The sequence below is a fragment of the Paenisporosarcina quisquiliarum genome (assembly GCF_043641925.1).
In the GTDB taxonomy this organism is placed as follows: Bacteria; Bacillota; Bacilli; order Bacillales_A; family Planococcaceae; genus Paenisporosarcina; species Paenisporosarcina quisquiliarum_A.
This window is the reverse complement of the sequence record NZ_JBHZRU010000009.1, coordinates 105614-128704: the sequence shown is the minus strand read 5'-3', so window position 1 is coordinate 128704 and position 23091 is coordinate 105614. Positions and strand designations below refer to the sequence as shown.

The following is a 23091-nucleotide window of genomic DNA, read 5'->3' as shown; positions in this document are numbered from 1 at the left end:
TGCCTCCTTCTTAATCATATTTAATACGTGGATCTATCATGCTATAAAGAATATCAATGAGTAAATTAATCATTACGAATATGAAGGCAACAACTAAAATACCAGATTGTATAACTGGATAGTCACGGAAATTAATAGCTTCATAGATGTAACGACCGATACCAGGCCATGCAAAGATGGATTCTGTTAAAATGGCTCCACCTAATAATAGTCCCATTTGAAGTCCGATAATTGTTAGAACCGGAATAATCGCATTTTTCAATGCATGTTTGTATACAACCCAGAACATTTTTTGCCCTTTAGCACGAGCTGTACGGACATAATCAGAGCGCATAACTTCTAACATACTAGAACGTGTCATACGTGCTATGATTGCCATCGGAATTGTAGCAAGTGCTAAACCTGGCATAATTAAATGTTTTAAAACAACACTTAATTGATCAAATCGTCCCTGTAATATAGTGTCCAATACATATAGGTTCGTAATGGAATCAACTGGGCTCCTTACTTCTTCTCGACCTGAAGTCGGAAGAATTCCAAGCTCGATACCAAATACGTACTGCATCATTAAGCCAAGCCAGAAAATAGGCATGGACACCCCAACTAATGCAAGAATCATAGCAGTGTAGTCAAACCAAGAGTTTTGGAACCAGGCGGAGATAATGCCTGCATTTACACCGATAACAACAGCAATAACTATTGCAAATAAAGATAATTCAAATGTTGCTGCTAGATATGGCCAAATTTCTTCTTGTACTGGCGTTGATGTTCGTAACGATTCTCCTAAGTTTCCTTTTAAGAGATCCCCTAGGTAATCGAAATATTGGACATACCATGGATTATCCAATCCGAGCTTTGCTCGTAATGCTTCAATCGCATCTTTCGTCGCTTGTTGCCCTAAAATTACTTGAGCTGGATCCCCTGGGATCGCACGAATAATCATGAAAACGACAAATGTCATGCCCAGCAAAACTGGGATTAATTGTAATAGTCTTCTACCGATATAGTGAAGCATTGTCTTCACCTCTCCATCTGATGCATTATGTTTTATGTTATGTATAAAAAATGGGGAGAAATCACGAAGACTTCTCCCCACTAATCAATTGATTATTTGAAGTCTACTTCGCCTAACTTATCAGATCCAGTTGGATGTGGTAAGAAGTTTACCAAATCTGCTTTACCAGCAAGAAGTGGTGTTGAGTGAGCAAGTGGAACCCAAGGAGCATCAGCAAAGATGATTTCTTGAGCTTGAGCATATAGCTCATTACGCTTGTCTTCATCAATTTCAGATTGAGCTTCAATTAGGATGTCATGTAACTCGTCATTGCTATAGTAAGTGTAGTTATTGCTTCCGATATTGTCTTGATCAAGTAATACATATAGGAAGTTATCTGCATCACCATTGTCACCTGTCCAACCTAACATGAATGCATCCGCTTCTCCGTTACGAGCTTTTTCAAGGTAAGTAGCCCATTCGAATGAAACGATTTCTGCATTGATACCAACTTCAGAAAGATTTTTTTGAATAACTTCAGCTACTTTTTGACCATCTGGCATATATGGACGTGGTACAGGCATAGCCCATAGTTCCATATCAAATCCATCAGGAAGACCAGCTGCAGCTAACAATTCTTTTGCTTTAGCAGGATCGTAATCGTAACCAGCGATATCATCATTGTATCCACCGATAACTGGTGGCATTGGGTTTTTAGCTACTTCTGCACGACCTTCGAAGAAAGCGTCAACAATAGCTTGTTTGTCAATTGCATGGTTAATTGCTTGACGAACTTCTACTTTATCAAACGGTGGGCGTGTAGTTGTTAAACCTAAGTAACCAACGTTCATAGATGGACGTTCAAATAATTGTAAGTCAGCATTTCCTTCAACACTAGCACCATCAGCAGGGTTAACACCGTCTGCTAAATCAATTTCACCAGCGTTTAATGCATTTAAACGAGCAGAGTTATCAGGAATCGCACGGAACACTACGCGATCAAGTTTTGGAAGATCTTTTACCCAATAATCTTCGTTCTTTTCAATAGTGATAGAATCATTACGTTTCCATTCAACAAATTTAAATGGACCAGTACCTACTGGATTGTCACCAAATTTGTCTCCTGATTTTTCAATTGCAGCAGGGCTTGCAATACCGAATGGGCTCATTGCTAAGTTTTTCAAGAATGGTGCTTGTGGACGTTTCAATTTGAAAACGACCGTGTAATCGCCTTCTGCAGTAACAGACTCGATTACATGACCTTCATCTTCTTTGTATCCACCAAACATTGATGAATAGTAGTAGAAGTCTTCACCAGAACCATTAGCCCAGCGATCAAAGTTCGCTACTACCGCTTCAGCATTGAAGTCAGTACCATCATGGAACTTAATGCCTTCTTCTAATTGGAATGTATAAGTTAATCCATCTTCAGATGGTTCCCATTCTTTTGCAAGACCAGGATTGATAGTAGTATCTTGTGCACCGAAGTTTACAAGTGTTTCAAAAATATTTTGAGTAACTTTGAAAGACTCTCCATCAGTTACTGCAGCAGGATCTAGTGATACTGAATCTCCGCCACGACCAAATACTAAAATTTTCGGATCAGACTTGTCTCCGCTGTCTCCGCTATCTCCGCCGTCAGATGAACATGCAGCAAGAACCGTCGACAAGACTAACATTACTAATAGAGCAAGTAACCACGATTTATTCTTTCTCAAATTGACCCCTCCAAATTATATATTTATCAATGTTGCACGGATTCACCGTAAAGATGACATGCAACAGAATGACCTGGTTCAACTTCTTGTAGCTTTGGAACCACTTGCGTACATACATCCATTTTAAATGGACAACGCGTGTGGAATGTACACCCGGAAGGTGGATTAGAAGGGCTCGGAATATCTCCCTTAATTAACATCTGTTCTCTTTGGAAATTAGGATCCGGAACTGGTACAGCAGAAAGTAGTGCCTGTGTATAAGGGTGAAGAGGCTTTTCATATAGCATCTCACTTTCAGCCAACTCGACCATTTTGCCAAGATACATAACCCCTACTCGATCACTTATGTGACGAACAACTCCTAAATCATGCGCAATAAAGATATACGTTAACTTCAATTCTTTTTGTAAATCCTGCATTAAGTTCAGGACTTGGGCTTGTATGGATACATCTAATGCAGATACTGGTTCATCTGCAATGATCAGCTTTGGATTTGTCATAAGTGCTCTAGCAATACCGATTCTTTGACGTTGTCCTCCACTAAATTGATGCGGATAACGCTTGGCATGGTAGCTACTTAAGCCAACAATTTCAAGAAATTCATGTACTTTCTTTTTACGAGACTTTGAATCTCCTATTCCATGAACAATGAGTGGTTCTTCTAATATTTTTTCAATCGTATGTCGAGGATTTAAAGAAGCATATGGATCTTGAAACACCATTTGAATTTCTCGACGTGCTTTTCGCATGTCGTCATTCGAAATGCTTGTCAGTTCTTTCCCGTTAAAGATGACCTTGCCTTCAGAAGGTTCTAGCAAACGCATGAGCATTCTACCTGTAGTGGACTTACCACATCCAGACTCACCAACAATTCCTAAAGTTTCACCTTCGTTTACATAAAAGGATACGTCGTCAACTGCTTTAACATGACCAGAAACACGACTTAGAATTCCTTTTCGTATAGGAAAATATTTTTTTAGTCCTTCAACTCTCAATAAGGGTTCTGTCATTTGACGCTACCTCCTGATCTTCGTATAAGAAGCATCTAGTTTTGTGAACAGGAGAAGTTTGATACAGGTCAGGGTCTTCAGTTAAACACCTGTCAAAAGCAAATTCACATCTCGCTGCGAATCGGCATCCTGTTTTGATCGTTCCTGGTTTTGGTACGTTCCCCGGAATCGAATATAATCGCTGTTTCTTATAACGCATATCTGGTACAGATTGCAGCAAACCTTTTGTATATGGATGTTGCGGATCTTTGAAAATTACTTGAACTGGTCCTTCTTCTACAACTCTACCTGCATACATAACGATAACTCGTTCACACGTTTCTGCGACAACACCTAAATCATGCGTTATTAATAATACAGCTGTATTTAATCGTTCATTTAAATCTTTCATTAGTTTTAATATTTGAGCTTGAATGGTTACATCCAGTGCAGTGGTAGGTTCATCTGCGATCAATACTTTTGGATCACATACTAGCGCCATAGCAATCATGACCCTTTGTCTCATACCACCAGATAATTGGTGAGGATATTCTTTTAAAAGTTCTTCAGCTCGTGGAAGTCCTACTAACGTTAACATCTCAGTTGCACGTTGTTTAGCTTGTTTTTTTGACCAATCTTTTTTATGTATTAATATTGCTTCCATTAATTGATTTCCGATTGTGAAAAGTGGATTCAAAGAAGTCATTGGCTCTTGGAAAATCATGGCCACATCATTACCTCGAATTTTTCTCATCTCACGATCACTCATTTTTGTTAAATCCCGATCGTTAAATAGAATTTCACCACCTGTAATTTTTCCCGGCGGGCTTGGTACAAGACCCATAATTGAAAGAGAAGTTACACTTTTACCACAACCTGATTCACCAACAATTCCGAGTACTTCACCCTCATGTACATTGAAATCAATATTGTCTACAGCAGGTATTACACCGTCATCTGTGAAAAAGGATGTTTGTAAACCCTTTACTTGAAGTATCGCTTTACGCTCACTCATGATGCTCCTCCTTTTACACAGCTTTTTAGATTTTCAGAAAATTTGATATGTTCTTTATTATACAAACTAGAATAATAATTGCAATAGTTTTTTATTTTCTGTGAATAATAAAGTCCAATAAAAAGACCTACCAAATTGGTAGGTCGATTGTTTTGTTAACTATCTAATTGTTGAACTTGGAATAGGTTAAAATAGATTCCTTTTGCTTCCATCAATTGCTCATGTGTACCCTGCTCTTTTAATTCACCATGATCAATAACAAAAATTTGATTTGCATGAGTTATAGTTGATAATCGGTGGGCTACTACAATAGTAGTTCTGTTATGTGCTAATCGCTCCAATGAGTCTTGTATCAAGGATTCACTCTCTAAATCTAGCGCTGATGTTGCTTCATCTAGAACTAAAATTGGAGGATTTTTCAGGAATACACGAGCAATTGCAACCCGTTGTTTTTGTCCTCCGGAAAGCTTAACTCCACGTTCGCCTACCTTTGTATCATACCCCTGTGGAAGAGACAAAATAAATTCATGTGCATTAGCTGCTTTTGCGGCTTCAATTACTTCATCATCCGAAGCATTTGGATTCCCCATTAGGATATTCGACTTAACAGAATCACTAAACAATATGCTATCTTGCAATACTATTCCAATCTGTTCACGAAGGGATTCAATCCGAACATCTTGAATGTCTTTTCCATCGATTTTGATCGACCCACTCGTCGCATCATAAAAGCGAGGAATCATACTAATGATAGTCGACTTCCCACCACCACTCATCCCAACAAAGGCTGCGGTCTCCCCTGGATTTACTGTAAAGTTAATATTGTTTAAAACTAATTCATTTTCTGCTTCATATCTAAAAGAAACACGATCGAAACGAAGTTCTCCTTGAATAGCTGGCAAATCTTTCGCATTTTCACGATCTGTAATTTCGTATTTTTCATCCATTAATTCAAAAACACGATCCATCGATGCGTAAGCTTGCGTTAAAGTAGTTGATGAGTTCACTAAACGTCTTAATGGATTATAGAGTCGTTCAATATAAGCAATGAAAGCCACCATTGTTCCTACAGTTAAATTACCTAAAATAACTTGATAACCTGCATAGGCAATAACTAATAGAGGTGCAACATCAGTAATCGTATTAACTACGGCAAATGCTTTAGCGTTCCATTTTGTATGATCAACGGCTTTATTCAAAAATTCGCCATTCGTGTCATCAAAAATCGCTTGCTCATGCTTTTCTAGCGCAAAACTTTTAATAACGCTCATCCCTTGTACTCGTTCGTGTAAATAACTTTGAACACTAGCTAACGCTTGAGAACGCTTGCCTGTCAAATCTCTTAAACGTCCAAAGAAATATTTTACGCTGAAAGCGTAGAATGGGAATGCTAGAAGTGTGACCAAAGTTAATGGAACATCCATAGTTAGCATAATTCCAATAGCTATAAGGATAGTTGCTAGATCTAACCACAGATTCATTAAAGCGATCATCACGAAATTTTTCGTTTGTTCCACATCATTAATCACTCTGGATATTACTTCACCTGCTCGCGTATTCGAATAATAACGCATACTTAATTTTTGCAGATGGCCATAAAGCTCTTTACGAATATCATATAAGATTTTATTACTTACTAATTGTGCATAGTATTGTCGATAATATTCAATTGGCGGTCGTACCACAAAAAATACCAATGCGGTTCCACCTAGCCAATAAAAGAGCTGCTTGATTTTTTCATCATTTGTTAATGCCTCATTTATGATGATGTCATCAATTACGATTTTTATTAATATGGGAATAAATAAAGGAATCGCAAATTTCACTAATCCGATTAATACCGTAAATACAATTTGCCATTTATAAGGCTTTACGAATTTCATATATCTTTTTGTACTACTCACACGATCACCTTTCTTATCTTTCATTTTCCGAGAAATGAAAAACCTGTTGATAGTCAACAGGTATCATTTACTCGCTTATTCGCAGTTGTTTATGAAATTGGTAACGACTTGTCCATGCTTCGATAAAGTCTGGGGCAAATGGACCTTTCCTTTGTTTAATCCATCCGATTAACTTGTCGACATTTCGTTCCAAAATCCAATCGATTTCATCTGGATAATTCATTAGTTTTTTATGATCTTCAAACTCATCTTCATCCAATATTGTATATGACATATCAGGGAACACTTTGACATCTAAGTCATAATCAATATATTTGAGCGATTGGTTATCATAAACAAATGGAGAACTGATATTGCAGTAATAATAAACACCATCTTCGCGCAACATACAAATAATATTAAACCAGTGCTCTGCATGAAAATAGCATATAGATGGTTCACGCGTTAACCATGTACGCCCGTCTGATTCTGTTACCAGAGTCTTTTCGTTCGCGCCAATGACAATATTTTTCGTCCCTTTTAGAACCATTGTTTCTTGCCAGACGCGGTGGATTCGGCCGTTATGCTTGTAGCTGTGTATTTGAATCGTTTCTCCTTCTGCCGGTATTGGCATTTTTAAGACCACCTTTTGTCATAGCACAATTATATACAGTTTGTTGTTATGTCCCCATTATAACAATCCAATGTATAAAACTATAGCAAAAAAAATCAGCGAAGGCTAATGCCCTCGCTGACCGGTGGTTTCTAATCCATTATTTCGTTTGGTTTGTGCGGTTTGCTGCTCCATTTTTCTTCTGAGCAGACTGTTGGTTTTGGCGTTTCACTTCAGTTACATCTGTTTCAGTACCAAACTCAGTTTGACCATAAGTTCCTGGAGTACCAGAAGCATATTGTTTTTTCATTTCTGATTGTTGGTTTTGTTGTCTAACGTTATTTGCGTTTGTTGGTTGGTTGCCGTTATTTTTGTTTGCCATGGATTTTTCACCTCCGTGCTCATTAAGATGTGCACGAAAGGCAATACTATTCACAGGAAATTTTTTCTTACATGACGATTGAACGTCCACCATCCACAATAATTGTTTGCCCTCGAATCATGTCAGAGTCATCTGAAATAAGGAACATCGCAGTCTTCACCATATCTTCGATTTCAACCATTCGACCAGCAGGAGTATTTTTTCTTGCATCGTCAAGTAATTCTTCACGATTAGGGAAATGCTTTAATGCATCCGTGTCTAACGCTCCACCTGAAACCGTATTAACAGCAATTCCTTTTTGTGCTAACTCGACAGCAAGGTATCGTGTAATCGATTCAATTGCCGCTTTTGAAACACCTACAGTTGTATAATTTTCTAGGTAGCGAATTGAACCAAGAGAACTAATCCCAACAATTTTCCCACCTTTGTCCATTAATTTGGCTGCCTCTTGTGCACCAAACAACATAGCTTTTGCATTAATATTCATCGTCCAGTCCCAATGTGATTCTTCCAGTTCCATGACAGGGCGAAGAACACCTGAAGCTGCATTACTAACAAACACATCTAAACGTCCAAACTCTTCACGTATAGTTTCGAACATTGCTTTTAGTTTCTCAATATCTCCAACGTTCGCTCGAACAAGAAGTGCTTTTTGACCAAGTGCTTCAATTTCTTTTACCGTTTCAAGTGCTGCTGTTTTACTGCGTGCATAGTTCACGACAATATCATATCCGTCTTTAGCTAGCTCAATTGCTAATGCTTTTCCTAAACCTCTACTACTACCTGTTACAAGTGCTACTTTATTTGTTGTCATTTTCAAATCCCCTTTCTTGAAAAGCCTGCCACATTTTTAACATAGGTACTGGCATCGGTACCGTGTTCACTTCTTCTATAGTTAACCATTTACAGGAGGATGGAATCCCCAAATCCACTACTCCTTGTCCAGAAAGAGTATTCATATTCCATGTTAAATGAGAAAAGATATGTTTTAAAGGTCCTAATTCATTTTCTTTTGTGAAATAAATACCGTATCTTTCCTGCATTAACGGAATGGTTTCATCTTCCAAAGTAACCTTTTCGACCATAGGGAATTGCCACAAGTTTGCGAGCAAACCACTTGAAGGTCTTTTCTCCATTAAAAATTGTCCGTTTTCATTTTGAATAATAAATACATCATACTGCAGCGATTTTGTTTTTTTATTTTTTGTTTTTATTGGTAGATTGTGTTGTTCTCCAGCAAAGAATGCCGCACAGTTTTCACGGACCGGACATAGTAAACACTTTGGAGAAGTCGGTGTACAAATGGTTGCACCGAGTTCCATCAATCCTTGATTAAAAGAAGACGGATCACTCGGATCAATTAATTCTTTGACAGCCTCTTCAAAAACTTTTCTCGTTTTAGGTTTGGCGATATCTTCCTTTATTAACAACACACGTGATAAAACTCTCATGACGTTCCCGTCCACTGCATGTTCTGGTTTCTGATAGGCAATACTTAAAATAGCGCCCGCAGTGTACGGACCTACTCCTTTTAGTGAAGATATTTCTTCACGTGTCTGTGGAACGACACTGTTATATTTTTCTTGAACTTCTTTCACTCCAGCTTGTAAATTCCGAACTCGCGAATAGTAACCGAGTCCTTCCCATTGCTTTAATAATTTTTCTTCTTCTGCAGATGCTAAGTCTTCAAGAGTGGGAAAAGCTTCAATAAATCGTTCATAGTAAGGGATCACTGTATCTACTCGCGTTTGTTGCAACATAATTTCGGATACCCATATTTTATAAGGGTCATGTGTTCGTCTCCAAGGTAAATCCCTTTTTTCAGCTAAATACCACTCTATCAGTGACTGACGAAATGATTCCTTTAATGTTTGATTCAAAAAAACACCTACATTCGTTTGATTAAGGACAATAAGTTAAGGGTATATAATGAACGAGTCAATTGAATGACTGTTTCTCGTTGTTATCTTATCAAATTTAAATCATAATAAACAAAAATAATCTTTCTTTTTATGATTGAGTTAATTTCATATTTAAAATTCATTTTGTTATGGATTAACAAATGTTGTTGTTTCGCTTCAAGCGGACGCTTTCCGCGGGCGGTCGTTGAGCTTCCTCATTCGCAAAGTTCACTGCGGGGTCTCACTTGGACTCGCTTTTCCCGCCGGAGTCGCCACCTTCCGCTACACAAATATCATAAGGAAGAAGTTAGACTAACTATTTTATACAATGAAAACTCTACTACTTACATTTCGAATTTTTAATCTTACATAAGGAGTTGATAAAGATGGATACTGGCACACATATTGTCATGGGGATCGCCTTGGGTGGACTAGCAATGATTGACCCAGTGGTAGCAAATCATACGGTGACAGCAACTGCTGTAATGGCCGGTACCATTATTGGTTCCCAAGCACCTGACGTTGATACGGTTCTCAAATTAAGAAACAACGCAGTTTACATTAGACATCATCGCGGCATCACACATTCAATTCCTGCGGTCTTACTTTGGCCTGTTGCGATTGCTGGAGCCATACATTTATTTGTTCCCGGTGCAGATTTTTTACACTTATGGTTATGGACGTTCTTGGCAGTTTTCTTACATGTCTTTGTAGATATCTTTAATTCATATGGAACCCAAGCATTACGACCATTTTCAAATAAGTGGGTTGCATTAGGGGTCATCAATACGTTTGACCCGACCATATTCGCCTTGCATGTTGTGGGCTTGCTATTTTGGGCGTTCGGATCTAATCCGGTTTACACCATGCTATTAATGTACTCGATTATCGTTGTTTATTATTTGATAAGGTTTGCGGTACAAGCTGCTGTAAGACATGCTGTTAAGAATACGATACCTAGCGCTGAAGAAATCATTATCGCACCAACGATTAAGTTCTTCCAATGGAGAATCGCAGCAATTTCTAAAACACATCATTATGTCGGCCGAGCATATGGGCGTTCCATTAATATTTACGATCGCTTTGACCGAATCGAAATTCCGGACTCTCCACTCGTCAAAGCTGCGTTAAAAGATAAAAACTTACAAGCATTCATATCATTTTCTCCCATCTATCGTTGGGAAATTACCGAACACGACCATGTTACTGAGGTTCGACTAATTGACTTACGTTATCGAAGCAATGACTATTATCCATTCGTTGCCGTTGCTCATTTAAATGAAGACCTAGAAATTATCAACTCATATACAGGATGGATTTTCAGTGAAGACAAACTTCATAAGAAGTTAGACTTTATGCCTAACTGATTAAAAACAAAAGGACACGACGCATTTTTGGTCGTGTCCTTAAGACTGTTGACGAAAGAAAATTAGTTAATGTGAAAATTTAACTTTTCATGTATTGCTCGGTTTGAAATTTAAATTCAAATATGATTCTTAAAAAGTATGGATTTGGTGTTTTGCTTCTTCCATCATTCCTGGAACTATTTTTTACAGGCTAGAATCCTATAATCAACTGTTATTTCTGTTGATTGAAAATGGAGGCGGCGACTCCAGGGGGATTAGCAAGAACTGAAGACCCTGGACTGAGCTTCGCGAGGGAAGCGGCTGATGTCTTGCCCCCCGGAAAGCGTCCGCAGCAATGGAAATCAACTTTTTTATTACAGTCCAAAGGACACGACGCAATATTGGTCGTGTCCTATTATATGTTAGCAAATCCACTACTATTGAATTAAATCATCATCCATTTTTAATAAATGAGCATACTTAGGATTATTCCCTGCAAATTCATGAATACGATCGCCATAACTGGTGATCCATTGACGAATTACTTTTTCGGTCACTTCAGCACCCTTATAATCATATCCAGCTTTAGCATAAGATGACTCAAAGTCTGACCATAATAACTCTATCCAGACGCGTGCACGTCCTGCTGACAAGTTTTCGTTTTTTGAAGCTAGTTCTTCTACTAGCTGATCGATTTTATCTTGCATGTTATTTGCCCTCCTTCAAAGGTTTTAACATTGATATTGGTAACGCTTCTGTATGTTTTTCTCCGCCTAAACGATAGCCCCATGCGAAACGACCTTTTAGGTAATCCACTTGAAAGAATACACCTGGATCCCCTTCAATTCGATACATTTCACCCGGCTTAATGTCATTTGGATCTACTAAATATGCTTGTGCCATGATTGCTTTTCTTTCATAAACAGCAAACTCATTAACATGTCCAAGTTGACTAGCTTTTCTTGCTTTTTCTAACAAATTAGCAATCGTTTGTCGAAGCTCATTTTCTGACATATAACTATATTTTTTTTCAGTCTCCATCTTCTTCGAACTCCTTTTTTTCAATAAACATATCAATTTGGTCAGAAGGAAAACCCTTTTGATACAAAGCTTGTTTTACTCTATTTTTACGATCATATCCTGTGAATTTAGAGGAAACTTTGGTCCAAATTTTATCACCTTGTTTGGCGATCATCTCTTCCCATTCTTCCTGTTCTGTTTCAAATTCAATTTCGGCAATTGCTTTGCTAATAATGTCATAGGAATACCCTTTTCGCAACAAAGTATCTTGAATTTTTTGCTTCACTTGTCGCGGTGTTTTTGACGATTGTTGGTTCGCGATTTTTTCTGCTAAGGCTTGTGCAATTTGAGTTTGATCTTCTTCTGTATACGTATCCAGCACTTCCTTTTGAAGTTTTTTGTCGATGCCTTTTTTCTTTAATTCCTGTTGAATTGCACGTGGACCTTTTTTCCCCGTTTTCTTTTGAGTTTCTAATAAAGCTTTTGAAAACGATTCATCGTTCAAGAATCCTAGAGAATGCAATTTTTGGATGGCTTCTAATACAACTGCTTCCCCATATTCTGCATCAAGTAATTTCTTTTTCACTTCATACTCACTTCGCATGCGAAAGCTTAAATAGTGCAATGACTTATTAAATGCTTTTCGAACTTCATCATCAAAAACAATTTCATCGCGCTCCCAATCTTCTAAATCTTTCCCTTTAGACAATTGGTATTTCACGATAAGTGATTCATCCACAGCAAACGCATAAACTTCATCTATAAAAATATTGTAACGTTCAGGATTGTTTTTTTGACGTGTGATTTTTGATATTATTGGCAATGATTTCACCCCATAATCTGTTCTTATCTAGTATACACATATTTATTGGCACATTCATTTGAGTACACTTCGATAAGAAAGGGTAATATAGGCATAACATGTTTAGTAGAGGAGGAGTTTTAATGAAAATCGCCATTACAGGTGGAAGTGGATTCGTTGGCAATGAATTATCTTCCCTTCTAGTGAATAAAGGTCATGAAGTTTTTATTCTTACTCGATCTGATCGCCCTTCAAAAGGGTCAGTAAAAATGGTCCAATGGTTAACGGATGGTTCCGAGCCTGAAAACCAGTTACAAGACATTGATGCTTGGGTTAATCTAGCTGGCGCGTCCATTAATGAAGGCCGATGGACACAAGAACAAAAAGACAAAATTTACGACAGTCGAATGAAAGCAACGGATGAAGTGCTTCGCATTATCAATCAAGTCGAAAAGAAACCGTCCGTTTTAGTTAACGCAAGTGCGATAGGTATTTACCCACCTTCTGAACATGCATTATATACAGAACAATCCGAAGCTCGAGGTTCAGACTTTCTTGCAAAAACAGTAGAAGACTGGGAGAAAAAAGCAGATGAAGCGGAACAGCATGGAACTAGAGTTGCATATGGTCGTTTTGGCATCATTTTAGGTAAAGAAGAAGGCGCACTTCCACTTATGGCTTTGCCCTATAAAATGGGTGTTGGCGGACAAGTAGGCTCAGGTAAACAATGGGTCTCATGGGTACATGTTTCAGATGTAGCTGCAGCACTTCTATATGCCATTGAGAATGACTCGATTAAAGGACCGTTTAATGTGACCGCTCCAGATCCAAAACAAATGAATGAATTCGGAAAAATATTAGGTGAAGTATTACATCGACCACATTGGATTCCTGTTCCTGCATTTGCATTAAAACTGGCACTTGGTGATAAGAGTCAACTAGTTTTAGAAGGTCAACGTGTTATGCCTGATAAATTATTAACCAACGGCTTTTCGTTTAATTACCCTCATTTGAAACAAGCATTACAAAACATTTACGCATAATTCGATATAGAAAACGCAACCTATCTAAAAAGAAAGGTTGCGTTTTTATGTGGAAAAATCATATTTTAGGAATCGTCGCTGCATGTTCCATTTTACTAATCGGAATAGTTGTTAATCCATTCCAAGCTGAAGCGGAATCACTTAATTGGGGCTTCAAAAAGGGTTCACAAGAGCAACAAGCTCAAGCAGGAAGTGCGTTTGACGAATTATTAAAAAAACATGGTGCTTTTTATAAAGGAAATGACACAGACAAAATCATGTATTTAACTTTTGATAATGGATACGAGAATGGACACACTGCGCCAATATTGGATGCACTAAAGAAAGAAAAAGTTCCTGCTACTTTCTTTTTAACAGGTCATTATGTTAAAAGTGCTAAGGATCTAGTCAAGCGAATGATTGATGAAGGACACGAAATCGGGAATCATTCTTATGATCATCCGAATATGGCAAATTTATCAGAAGAACGCATGAAAGAGGAATGGCATAAGTTTGATGAGCTGCTAAAAGAAGAAACGGGAATTAAGAGAACACGTTTCGCTCGCCCACCAGAAGGTGTATTTAGCGAAAAGTTACTCGCTTACGGGAACGAACTGGGTTACAGACATATGTTTTGGTCAGTTGCTTTTGTTGATTGGTACGCGGATCGTCCCCAAGGAAAAGCTTATGCCTATAACCATCTGATGAATCAAATTCATCCTGGCGCGATTATCTTGATGCATACCGTTTCACCAGATAATGCCCAGGCACTCCCTGATTTTATTCGAGATGCAAAAAAGATGGGGTACACATTTGAATCATTGGAATCGCTTGTAAATAAATACGATGATTCCCCCTTGTCTTTCCATTAACTCCAGTGTCCTATATACTGTAGACACCAGTAGTAAAGGACGTGAATGAATTTGTCTCAACAAACTCTTATTGAAGTAGGTCAAAAATTTCCTTTGACGATTAAAAGGCTCGGCATTAACGGCGAAGGAATTGGATACTTTAAACGAAATGTAGTTTTCGTAAAAGGTGCACTACCTGGAGAAGAAGTAACTGCGCAAGTAGAATTAGTAAAACCTACTTTTGCCGAAGCGAAAATCCTTAAAATTCGTAAATCTTCTCCCCATCGCCAACAAGCCCCCTGCCCGATTTATGAGGCTTGTGGTGGGTGTCAATTACAACATATGACATATGCACAACAACTTGTAGAAAAACGCGATATGGTCGTTCAGTCACTAGAGCGATACGTAAGAGATTTAGCACCAAGCATTGAAGTTCGAGAAACGATTGGCATGGATAACCCATGGCAGTATCGAAACAAAAGTCAATTCCAAGTTCGTAAAGATGGAAATAAAGTGCACGCTGGTCTTTTTTCAGAAGGCACTCATGAATTACTAAATATTGACGAGTGTATTGTTCAGCATCCTGATACCACTCGCGTGACTAATGAAGTAAAACGAATTCTAGAAATGCTTCAGATTCCTATTCATGACGGGAAAACACAGAATGGACTTGTTCGCACAATCGTTGTTCGAACCGGTTTACGAACTGGCGAAATTCAATTAGTTCTCGTAACGACTCGAGCTGAAATGCCAAAACGTCAGTTAATTATTGACAAATTAGCTGAAATTGATCCAGCAATTGTGTCAATTGTCCAAAACGTCAATCCAAAACAAACGTCACTAATATTTGGAGATCGTACAATCGTTCTTCATGGTAAAAAAACATTGCATGAAAAATTAGGTGAACTGTCATTTGATTTATCAGCACGTGCTTTCTTCCAACTTAACCCCTCTCAAACCGTACGATTGTATAATGAAATCAAGTCTGCTGCAGCTCTAACAGGTAATGAAACGGTTGTGGATGCTTATTGTGGAGTTGGTACAATTGGTTTGTGGTTAGCTGATCAAGCAAAAGAAGTTCGTGGAATGGATGTCATTGGCGATAGCATTTATGACGCGAAGAAAAATGCAGAAAAACACGGCTTTACTCACGCAACTTATGAAACCGGGACAGCGGAAGAATGGCTGGCGAAATGGAGTACAGAAGGTTTTGTTCCGGATGTTTTAACAGTCGATCCCCCACGTACTGGGCTTGCCGATAGCTTATTGCAAATGATTATAAATGTGAGACCGAAACGTTTTGTTTACACATCTTGTAACCCATCTACTTTAGCGAAAGATTTGAGTCAATTACGCAAAGTATACGATATAGAATATATTCAACCAGTTGATATGTTCCCTCAAACAGCTCAAATTGAAAGCGTCACATTATTAGTTCGTAAATAATTCTATATTCGAGACACGCTCATTTAAAGTGTGTGCGAAACTGTAGGCAAACTCAGATTTTTTGAGGGTGTCTACAGTTTTTTAAATCCAAGTCGAAACTTCCATTAAAAAAACGCATTCTTTTTATTTATTAGAGGATTGAACTTTTTGTTTCTAGGGAATAAAGACAGTAATGTTTATGCAATTATATTATAGAAAATTCGATTGACGGAGGAATTCTGATGAAGTGGAGAGGTCGAGGACAAAGCGCAAATGTTGAAGATCGTAGAGGAAAAGGTATTGGTGGTGTTGGAATAGCTGGTGGCGGTATTGGTCTTGTCATCGTTATTATCATGACACTAATCGGCGGTGGAGGTCCTGGAGACATCCTAAATAATATCACCGGTACATCTACAACAGATAATGGAACATATGAAGAGACCGAACAAGAAAAAGAACTCGCCGATTTCGTTTCAGTTGTTCTTGCTGACACAGAAACTGTTTGGACAGAACTTTTTGAAGAACAAGGCAAAGAATACCAAGAGCCTGTTATGGTTCTTTATACAAACCAAGTCGAATCTGCATGTGGTACAGCCGGTTCAGCAGTTGGACCGTTTTATTGTCCAGGAGATTACAAACTATATATTGACTTAAGCTTTTACGATGAATTAAGACAAAAATTTGAAGCACCTGGTGATTTTGCAATGGCTTATGTCATTGCGCATGAAGTTGGGCATCACGTTCAAACATTACTAGGCACAAACAAAGAAGTAATGGCCATGCGTAATCAAGTAAGTGAAGAAGAATTCAATCAATACCTAGTCAGATTAGAATTACAAGCAGATTACTATGCAGGTGTTTTTGCACGGTACGCTGAAGGACAAGGTTATCTTGAAGCTGGTGATGTAGAAGAAGCAATTACCGCGGCAAGTGCAGTTGGTGACGACAATATTCAAAAGAAATCTCAAGGGTATGTTGTACCAGAAAGCTTCACACATGGTACGTCTGAGCAACGTATGAGATGGTTTAAAAAAGGATATGAATCCGGCACGATTGAAGACGGAGATACATTTAGTGCTAACGAGTTATAAAAAAAAGCAGCAGATCACTTCGAGACTAACTCGAAAGGATCTGCTGTTTTTTTGGCGTGATTAAACTGATTAAACTAAAGACAAATAACACAAATGAAATGAGCCATAAAAAACTAAACTGGTTAAAGAACTCTAAAAAGACGCCTCCCATAAATGGCCCAGTTAAACTTCCAATGCTAAAGAAAATACCGCATAAAAGATTTCCAGAGGGTAATAAAGCCTTTGGTGTCAAATCAGCCATATAAGAAATCCCTAAAGAGAAAGTAGATCCGACAAACAAGCCAGCTATTAGAAATGCCGCAATAAGTGCCAAGCTGTTATTTTCTAACACAGCGGCTGCACTAAATGAAAAAGCACCACCGAATAACGAAAAGAGTACCACTTTTTTCCTTCCGATTCGGTCACTTAATGCGCCAAGGGGTAACTGTGACAATATTCCACCGGTTGAAAAGGCAGCTAAAATAATCGAAACACTTCCTACATCCAGCTGATTGCGTAAGGCGTAAACAGGAAAAATCGCATGCAAACTAGACTCTAAAAAACCATAACTAAACGGAGGAATAAAGGCTACCCATGCAAATCCAATCGTTGCCCCAAACCTTGCCCACGTCCCCCGCATCGTAGAAGTTTCATGCATATGTCCAGGAAAATCATTATCAAGGAAGAAAACAAGTGACCATGCTGACAAACATAATACACCAGAAACGATGAATGGTAAGCCTTCAAAAACATTTATTAGCGGAACAAACAATGGCCCGGCTGCAAAACCAATTCCAAATGACAACCCGTAAAGGGCAATGTTTCGGCCTAAACGTTCTTTAGACGAAAAACTCGTGATCCAAGTTTGTGTTGAAAAATGAAGTAAATGGTCTCCTATTCCAATAAACAGTCGGAGCACAAACCAAAAAATCACACTTTTCCATAATGGAAATAGAAGCAATGACATAAATACTAATATTCCACCAATCATGATGATTGGTTTATAACCAAATCGACGTAGTGGCTGTTCCATGAATGGGGAAACTAAAAGCGTTCCTATGTATAAGCCTGTTGCATTTAATCCGTTTAACGATGCAGAAAGCCCATCCTGTTCAAAAATAATAGATATGAGCGGAAGTAACATTCCTTGTGAAAATCCGGAAATGGACACAATGGTAACTAAAATCCAAAACCTTCTTTTTTCTGATGGTGTAAATTGCTTCATGATGCTCTCCTCTATTCAAGTTAAAATCGTGTTCAATTCCTTTAAGATTCGATACAATTTTAACATAAGGGAGGAATGCAAGTTGAAATATATCATGACAGAACACGGTTTTGAGACAAACCTTGAATTTGGAAAGCTTACGATTTCTTCAAATGAAAGTTATGGTTTTAGACCTTATCAATTATTGGTTTCATCATTGGTTAGTTGTAGTGGAGGCGTATTAAGAAAAGTTTGTGAGAAAATGCGGATGCCGATCGAGGAAATGGAAATCGAAGTAAAAGAAGTCGTAAGAAATGAAGAAATAGCAAATAGACTTGAAAAAGTTCATATTCATTTTAAATTAAAGGGATCGAATCTCGAAGAAGTAAAATTACAAAAGGCAATGAATTTAACAACGAAGAATTGTTCGATGGTTCGTTCTGTTGACCAATCAATCGACGTACACGAAACGTTTGAGATTATATAATTCCATTAGCAAAGGCTCAGACCATATCTGATTTCAGATGTTGGCTGAGCCTTCTAAATATCGCTGTTATCTAATTGAGTATCCATATATCGATTCACGGCTTATAGTGCCGGTGAAATGTTCGAACCCCCTCCTTTTAAACTTTTGAATGGTTTCGACTTTTCACTACGGCCTCCCCTCTCTTGTTGAAGTAAGTTAACCTTAACATCTTAATTGAATTTTGTAAATATTCTAAATACATTAAATATTAAAATATTTCTAAAGTCCTACCTGAAGTTGATAAAGAATTAAAAATCCGCTAGTATGGAAAACAATAAGCGAGGTGTTTTAAAATGGGCAAATCAATTACTGATAAAGAACAACAAGTCACTTATCTTAAAGAACGTTTGAACATTTTTTTAGAAGTACTTGATTCAATCGAACCAGAAACAACGAAATTGGAAGATATCGATCGTCTAATTTCAATGATGGATGATTTAGAAGACAAAATGGAACAATTTAAAAACAGTCCAAAATAAAAAAATAAAGGGGTTGTCTCAAATGTCATTTAGTGACTTAGAGACAGCCCCTTTTTATATCCCTGCAACTTGACTGGGGAATTATATACTTTGCGTGGAGATAACACGAATTGATCTGTATAAAAACAGTCCGAAATGTTTAATTTACAATAGCCAATTAATCTATCATCCCCTATCCTTTTTTAAAAGATTATTTAGGCGTATAATAGATGATGAAAACAATTTGGAGAATGATTGAGAGGGGCAAAACCATGTACTTAGAAACATTAGAAAAAAGCATATATGATTTAATTACAGAAACATCAACAAACTTACCTAAAGATGTCCGTCGCGCAGTACGCAATGCGAAAGCTGCAGAAAATGCTGGCACACGTGCGGCTATGAGTTTAGATACAATCACAAATAATATACAAATGGCTGATGACAATGTATCACCCATTTGCCAAGATACAGGAATGCCTACATTTAAAATTAAAACGCCTGTAGGTGTAAATCAATTAGAAATTAAAGCGGCTATTCGTCGTGCTATTGTAACAGCTACAAAAAATGCAAAACTTCGCCCAAATGCTGTGGATTCTTTAACTGGTGAAAACAGTGGTGATAACCTAGGCGAAGGTGTTCCAGTTGTGAAATTTGAGCAATGGGAAAAAGATTATATTGAAATGAAACTCATCTTAAAAGGTGGCGGCTGTGAGAATAAAAATATACAGTACAGTCTTCCTGCCGAACTCGAAGGAATCGGACGCGCTGGTCGTGACTTAGATGGAATTCGAAAGTGTATTCTTCACTCTGTCTATCAAGCACAAGGACAAGGATGTTCAGCAGGGTTCATAGGCGTTGGAATTGGTGGAGATCGCGCATCTGGTTATGATTTAGCGAAAGAACAACTTTTCCGCTCTGTTGAAGATGTAAACCCACATCCACAATTAGCGGAACTAGAAAATTACATTGTTGAAAAAGCAAATACACTTGGAATCGGCACGATGGGATTCGGTGGAGAAGCAACTTTACTTGGCTGTAAAATTGGTGTCATGCATCGTATTCCTGCTAGCTTCTTCGTTTCAGTTGCTTATAATTGCTGGGCTTATCGTCGTTTAGCTATCAACATTAATCCAACAACTGGTGAAATTAATGAATGGCACTATCAAGACGGAGAAAAAATTGAGTTTAAAGATCAAGGAGCCGATCAATCTGCTGAAGAAGCGGCAACTCGTATTGTTGAACTTCGTGCACCAATTACAGAAGAAGAAATTCGTCAATTACAAGTTGGTGATGTTGTTAAAATTAGTGGCATGATGTATACAGGTCGCGATGCCATTCATAAATATTTATCAGAACATGATGCTCCTCTTGACCTTAACGGCCAAATTATTTATCACTGTGGTCCTGTTGTTATGAAAGATGATGAAGGTAACTGGCACATTAAAGCAGCTGGACCTACTACATCGATTCGTGAAGAGCCTTACCAAGGTGATATTATGAAGAAGTTCGGTATTCGTGCAGTTATGGGTAAAGGTGGCATGGGACCAAAAACCTTGGCGGCATTAAATGAACATGGCGGCGTTTACTTAAATGCGATTGGTGGCGCAGCTCAATACTATGCAGATTGTATAAAAGGCGTCGAAGGAGTAGACCTTATGCAATTCGGAATTCCTGAAGCTATGTGGCATTTAAGAGTGGAAGATTTCACCGCTGTTGTAACAATGGACTCTCATGGGAATAGTTTGCATGCGGATGTAGATAAATCATCACTTGAAAAATTAGCGCAATACAGCGAACGTGTCTATAAATAATTCTTTCTATTGTCTTTGAAAACATTTCCATGTTATAATCATTCTAATCTAATAATTGTTATTTAAAACGCTGGTATTCCCTAGGGGAATGCCAGCTTTTCGTACATTATGGGACATATGATATTGACTATCATTATCAGGAGGTGCCACATGGAAGCCGTTCAACAACAAAATCAGTCTTTCTTTATCACTAGAATTTTACCGCATATTGAATTGATTGCAGCCCTTCTATCTGGTGTGTTAATTGTCATCGCATGGTTGTTTGGTAAAAATGGGGATAGTGCAATTTCCATTACTCTTTTTCTCCTTGCATTTTTTATAGGCGGTTATGCAAAAGCAAAAGAAGGAATTGAAGCGACTATTCACAAAAAAGAACTAAATGTGGAATTGCTGATGATTCTGGCTGCCATTGGATCTTCTATTATTGGGTATTGGGTAGAAGGCGCTATTCTCATATTTATTTTCGCCTTAAGTGGTGCTCTCGAAACGTATACGATGAATAAAAGCCAGCGTGAAATATCAGCTTTAATGAAATTACAACCCGAAGAAGCCTGGTTAATGGAAGCCTCTGGACAATCTAAAAGAGTGCTTGTTAAAGACTTGCATGTTGGAGATATTCTTTACGTTAAACCTGGAGAAAGAATTCCTGTTGATAGCATGGTAATCACAGGACATTCAAATGTGGATGAAGCTGCTATTAGCGGCGAATCTGTCCCAGTAACCAAACAAACGGGTAGCGAGCTTTTTGCAGGGACCGTGAATATGAATGGTTCCTTAACCATCAAAATGACCAAACCGAGTTCAGAGTCCCTATTTCAAAAGATTATCGATTTAGTACAATCTGCACAAAGTGAAAAATCACCGTCGCAACAATTCATCGAACGATTCGAGAGTCGCTATGTGAAAATTGTTTTAGTTACTGTCGGTGTTATGCTATTTCTCCCCCACTTCCTTTTGGGCTGGGACTGGACCACGACTTTTTACAGAGCAATGGTTCTTCTCGTAGTAGCATCACCTTGCGCTTTAGTTGCTTCGGTCATGCCGGCAACATTGTCCGCAATATCGAACGGTGCTCGGAGCGGGATATTATTCAAAGGTGGCGTTCACTTAGAGAATGTCGGGGATATAAAAGCAATCGCACTTGATAAAACAGGTACATTAACTAAAGGCAAACCCGAAGTGACCGACTTCTTCGTAACAGACGGTTATGTAGAAAGTGAAGTGCTCAGTCTTCTAGCAAGCATTGAAGCACAGTCGAATCATCCTCTTGCCCAATCAATTGTCCAATATTCTAAATTACAAGGAACAATTATTAAACAATCGATTGAAATAGAAGACATCGCCGGTTGGGGAATTAAAGCAACAATTGATGGGATTGAGTGGAAAGTTGGTAAACCTAAATTTGTCGGTGAAGAAAAGGCAAAACACTTCAACAACGGAGTTGCTCAATCTCTCGAAGACGAAGGGAAAACGGTTATTTTCATGGCCAATGAACATGAAATTGTCGCACTTGCAGCTATGAAGGATACGGTACGCGAAGAGTCTAAAGCAGCGATTGAAGAGTTGAAAAAATTAGGCATTACCACAATTATGCTAACTGGTGATAATGAAAGAACAGCAAAAGCGATCGCTGAAGAAGCGGGTGTAGATGCGTATTTTGCAGAGTGTTTACCGGAAACGAAAGTTAATCACTTAAAAGGCTTTTTAGAAACATACGGTATGGTCGGTATGGTTGGAGATGGCATTAATGATGCACCAGCCCTTGCAACTGCAACCACAGGTATTGCAATGGGCGGTGGTACAGATGTTGCACTTGAAACTGCTGATGTCGTTCTTATGAAAAATGATTTATCTCGCATTGCTTTTGCAATTCGTTTATCTCGAAAAATGAATCGCATTGTAAAGCAAAACATCATTTTTTCGATTGCCGTTATTGTTTTATTAATCATAAGTAATTTCTTCCAAGTGATTAATTTGCCATTAGGAGTACTCGGTCATGAAGGTAGTACGATTCTTGTTATATTGAATGGATTAAGACTTCTTCAAAGAAACGTATAA

22 protein-coding genes are annotated in these 23091 nt (G+C 38.1%); 9 read left to right on the top strand and 13 right to left on the bottom strand.

Annotated elements, in window-relative coordinates; genetic code table 11:
• Positions 1-10 precede the first annotated feature (10 nt).
• From ACHUE4_RS08795 to mutY, 9 genes are all read right to left on the bottom strand, one after another.
• The gene (locus ACHUE4_RS08795; RefSeq protein ID WP_394189070.1) at positions 11-1015 is read right to left on the bottom strand and encodes an ABC transporter permease; all 1005 of its coding nucleotides are present in this window, start codon (positions 1013-1015) and stop codon (positions 11-13) included.
• Between the two features lie 92 nt (positions 1016-1107).
• A complete protein-coding gene (locus tag ACHUE4_RS08790) occupies positions 1108-2712 on the bottom strand; it encodes an ABC transporter substrate-binding protein (RefSeq protein ID WP_394189068.1) in 1605 nt (534 codons plus the stop codon).
• Between the two features lie 26 nt (positions 2713-2738).
• Complete coding sequence (locus tag ACHUE4_RS08785) at positions 2739-3722, bottom strand: ABC transporter ATP-binding protein (protein WP_394189066.1); 984 nt, start codon at positions 3720-3722, stop codon at positions 2739-2741.
• Positions 3697-4716 (bottom strand): ABC transporter ATP-binding protein, encoded by a 1020-nt coding sequence (locus ACHUE4_RS08780; RefSeq protein ID WP_394189064.1) that lies wholly within the window; start codon positions 4714-4716, stop codon positions 3697-3699. Before ACHUE4_RS08780 ends, ACHUE4_RS08785 begins: the two co-directional genes overlap by 26 nt.
• A 155-nt stretch (positions 4717-4871) precedes the next feature.
• Positions 4872-6620: an ABC transporter ATP-binding protein gene (locus ACHUE4_RS08775; RefSeq protein ID WP_394189062.1), complete on the bottom strand. Its 1749-nt coding sequence runs from the start codon at positions 6618-6620 to the stop codon at positions 4872-4874.
• Between the two features lie 67 nt (positions 6621-6687).
• Complete coding sequence (gene ntdP, locus ACHUE4_RS08770) at positions 6688-7233, bottom strand: nucleoside tri-diphosphate phosphatase (RefSeq protein WP_394189060.1); 546 nt, start codon at positions 7231-7233, stop codon at positions 6688-6690.
• Positions 7234-7372: 139 nt separating this feature from the next.
• Positions 7373-7594 (bottom strand): gamma-type small acid-soluble spore protein, encoded by a 222-nt coding sequence (locus tag ACHUE4_RS08765; protein WP_394189058.1) that lies wholly within the window; start codon positions 7592-7594, stop codon positions 7373-7375.
• Between the two features lie 67 nt (positions 7595-7661).
• A complete protein-coding gene (fabL, locus tag ACHUE4_RS08760) occupies positions 7662-8408 on the bottom strand; it encodes an enoyl-[acyl-carrier-protein] reductase FabL (RefSeq protein ID WP_394189056.1) in 747 nt (248 codons plus the stop codon).
• Complete coding sequence (gene mutY / locus ACHUE4_RS08755; protein ID WP_394189054.1) at positions 8395-9474, bottom strand: A/G-specific adenine glycosylase; 1080 nt, start codon at positions 9472-9474, stop codon at positions 8395-8397. The genes fabL and mutY overlap by 14 nt, the downstream gene beginning before the upstream one ends.
• 407 nt (positions 9475-9881) lie before the next feature.
• On the opposite strand from mutY, the gene ACHUE4_RS08750 reads away from it, so the two are divergent.
• The gene (locus ACHUE4_RS08750; protein WP_394189052.1) at positions 9882-10862 is read left to right on the top strand and encodes a metal-dependent hydrolase; all 981 of its coding nucleotides are present in this window, start codon (positions 9882-9884) and stop codon (positions 10860-10862) included.
• Between the two features lie 416 nt (positions 10863-11278).
• On the opposite strand, the gene ACHUE4_RS08745 is transcribed toward ACHUE4_RS08750, so the two are convergent.
• Genes ACHUE4_RS08745 through recX form a run of 3 tightly spaced genes read right to left on the bottom strand, consistent with a single transcriptional unit; the run spans position 11279 to position 12684 of the window.
• On the bottom strand, positions 11279-11548 hold the full coding sequence (locus ACHUE4_RS08745; RefSeq protein WP_394189050.1) for a YfhJ family protein: 270 nt from the start codon (positions 11546-11548) through the stop codon (positions 11279-11281).
• Position 11549: 1 nt separating this feature from the next.
• Positions 11550-11882: a YfhH family protein gene (locus tag ACHUE4_RS08740; RefSeq protein ID WP_394189048.1), complete on the bottom strand. Its 333-nt coding sequence runs from the start codon at positions 11880-11882 to the stop codon at positions 11550-11552.
• Complete coding sequence (recX, locus tag ACHUE4_RS08735) at positions 11872-12684, bottom strand: recombination regulator RecX (protein ID WP_394189046.1); 813 nt, start codon at positions 12682-12684, stop codon at positions 11872-11874. The genes ACHUE4_RS08740 and recX overlap by 11 nt, the downstream gene beginning before the upstream one ends.
• Positions 12685-12806: 122 nt before the next feature.
• Here recX and ACHUE4_RS08730 point away from each other — a divergent pair, with 122 nt between their 5' ends.
• From ACHUE4_RS08730 to ypfJ, 4 genes are all read left to right on the top strand, one after another.
• Complete coding sequence (locus tag ACHUE4_RS08730; protein ID WP_394189044.1) at positions 12807-13706, top strand: TIGR01777 family oxidoreductase; 900 nt, start codon at positions 12807-12809, stop codon at positions 13704-13706.
• 47 nt (positions 13707-13753) lie between these two features.
• Complete coding sequence (pdaA, locus tag ACHUE4_RS08725; protein ID WP_394189042.1) at positions 13754-14557, top strand: delta-lactam-biosynthetic de-N-acetylase; 804 nt, start codon at positions 13754-13756, stop codon at positions 14555-14557.
• Positions 14558-14608: 51 nt separating this feature from the next.
• Positions 14609-15982 (top strand): 23S rRNA (uracil(1939)-C(5))-methyltransferase RlmD, encoded by a 1374-nt coding sequence (rlmD, locus tag ACHUE4_RS08720; protein WP_394189040.1) that lies wholly within the window; start codon positions 14609-14611, stop codon positions 15980-15982.
• Between the two features lie 221 nt (positions 15983-16203).
• Positions 16204-17052 carry a KPN_02809 family neutral zinc metallopeptidase gene (ypfJ, locus tag ACHUE4_RS08715; RefSeq protein ID WP_394189038.1) on the top strand — a complete coding sequence of 283 codons (849 nt, stop codon included), beginning with the start codon at positions 16204-16206 and terminating at the stop codon, positions 17050-17052.
• Positions 17053-17077: 25 nt separating this feature from the next.
• Here the strand turns inward: ypfJ and ACHUE4_RS08710 are convergent, their stop codons facing one another.
• Complete coding sequence (locus ACHUE4_RS08710) at positions 17078-18256, bottom strand: MFS transporter (RefSeq protein WP_394189036.1); 1179 nt, start codon at positions 18254-18256, stop codon at positions 17078-17080.
• 82 nt (positions 18257-18338) lie between these two features.
• Here ACHUE4_RS08710 and ACHUE4_RS08705 point away from each other — a divergent pair, with 82 nt between their 5' ends.
• The 4 genes from ACHUE4_RS08705 to ACHUE4_RS08690 all read left to right on the top strand — a co-directional run bounded on the left by ACHUE4_RS08705 (position 18339) and on the right by ACHUE4_RS08690 (position 23091).
• Positions 18339-18722, top strand: a complete 384-nt coding sequence (locus ACHUE4_RS08705) for an OsmC family protein (protein ID WP_394189034.1) — start codon at positions 18339-18341, stop codon at positions 18720-18722.
• A gap of 332 nt (positions 18723-19054) precedes the next feature.
• Positions 19055-19240: an SE1561 family protein gene (locus ACHUE4_RS08700; protein WP_394189032.1), complete on the top strand. Its 186-nt coding sequence runs from the start codon at positions 19055-19057 to the stop codon at positions 19238-19240.
• 251 nt (positions 19241-19491) lie between these two features.
• A complete protein-coding gene (locus ACHUE4_RS08695) occupies positions 19492-21033 on the top strand; it encodes a fumarate hydratase (protein WP_394189102.1) in 1542 nt (513 codons plus the stop codon).
• A 150-nt stretch (positions 21034-21183) separates the two neighbouring features.
• On the top strand, positions 21184-23091 hold the full coding sequence (locus ACHUE4_RS08690) for a heavy metal translocating P-type ATPase (protein ID WP_394189030.1): 1908 nt from the start codon (positions 21184-21186) through the stop codon (positions 23089-23091).

Excerpts from the sequence above, each read along its gene's own strand:
- ACHUE4_RS08795 (WP_394189070.1), bottom strand. The coding sequence starts at position 1,015 with ATGCTTCACTATATCGGTAGAAGACTATTACAATTAATCCCAGTTTTG.
- ACHUE4_RS08785 (WP_394189066.1), bottom strand. The coding sequence starts at position 3,722 with ATGACAGAACCCTTATTGAGAGTTGAAGGACTAAAAAAATATTTTCCT.
- ACHUE4_RS08780 (WP_394189064.1), bottom strand. The coding sequence starts at position 4,716 with ATGAGTGAGCGTAAAGCGATACTTCAAGTAAAGGGTTTACAAACATCC.
- ntdP (WP_394189060.1), bottom strand. The coding sequence starts at position 7,233 with ATGCCAATACCGGCAGAAGGAGAAACGATTCAAATACACAGCTACAAG.
- ACHUE4_RS08765 (WP_394189058.1), bottom strand. The coding sequence starts at position 7,594 with ATGGCAAACAAAAATAACGGCAACCAACCAACAAACGCAAATAACGTT.
- fabL (WP_394189056.1), bottom strand. The coding sequence starts at position 8,408 with ATGACAACAAATAAAGTAGCACTTGTAACAGGTAGTAGTAGAGGTTTA.
- ACHUE4_RS08750 (WP_394189052.1), top strand. The coding sequence starts at position 9,882 with ATGGATACTGGCACACATATTGTCATGGGGATCGCCTTGGGTGGACTA.
- ACHUE4_RS08745 (WP_394189050.1), bottom strand. The coding sequence starts at position 11,548 with ATGCAAGATAAAATCGATCAGCTAGTAGAAGAACTAGCTTCAAAAAAC.
- ACHUE4_RS08740 (WP_394189048.1), bottom strand. The coding sequence starts at position 11,882 with ATGGAGACTGAAAAAAAATATAGTTATATGTCAGAAAATGAGCTTCGA.
- ACHUE4_RS08730 (WP_394189044.1), top strand. The coding sequence starts at position 12,807 with ATGAAAATCGCCATTACAGGTGGAAGTGGATTCGTTGGCAATGAATTA.
- pdaA (WP_394189042.1), top strand. The coding sequence starts at position 13,754 with ATGTGGAAAAATCATATTTTAGGAATCGTCGCTGCATGTTCCATTTTA.
- ypfJ (WP_394189038.1), top strand. The coding sequence starts at position 16,204 with ATGAAGTGGAGAGGTCGAGGACAAAGCGCAAATGTTGAAGATCGTAGA.
- ACHUE4_RS08710 (WP_394189036.1), bottom strand. The coding sequence starts at position 18,256 with ATGAAGCAATTTACACCATCAGAAAAAAGAAGGTTTTGGATTTTAGTT.
- ACHUE4_RS08700 (WP_394189032.1), top strand. The coding sequence starts at position 19,055 with ATGGGCAAATCAATTACTGATAAAGAACAACAAGTCACTTATCTTAAA.
- ACHUE4_RS08695 (WP_394189102.1), top strand. The coding sequence starts at position 19,492 with ATGTACTTAGAAACATTAGAAAAAAGCATATATGATTTAATTACAGAA.
- ACHUE4_RS08690 (WP_394189030.1), top strand. The coding sequence starts at position 21,184 with ATGGAAGCCGTTCAACAACAAAATCAGTCTTTCTTTATCACTAGAATT.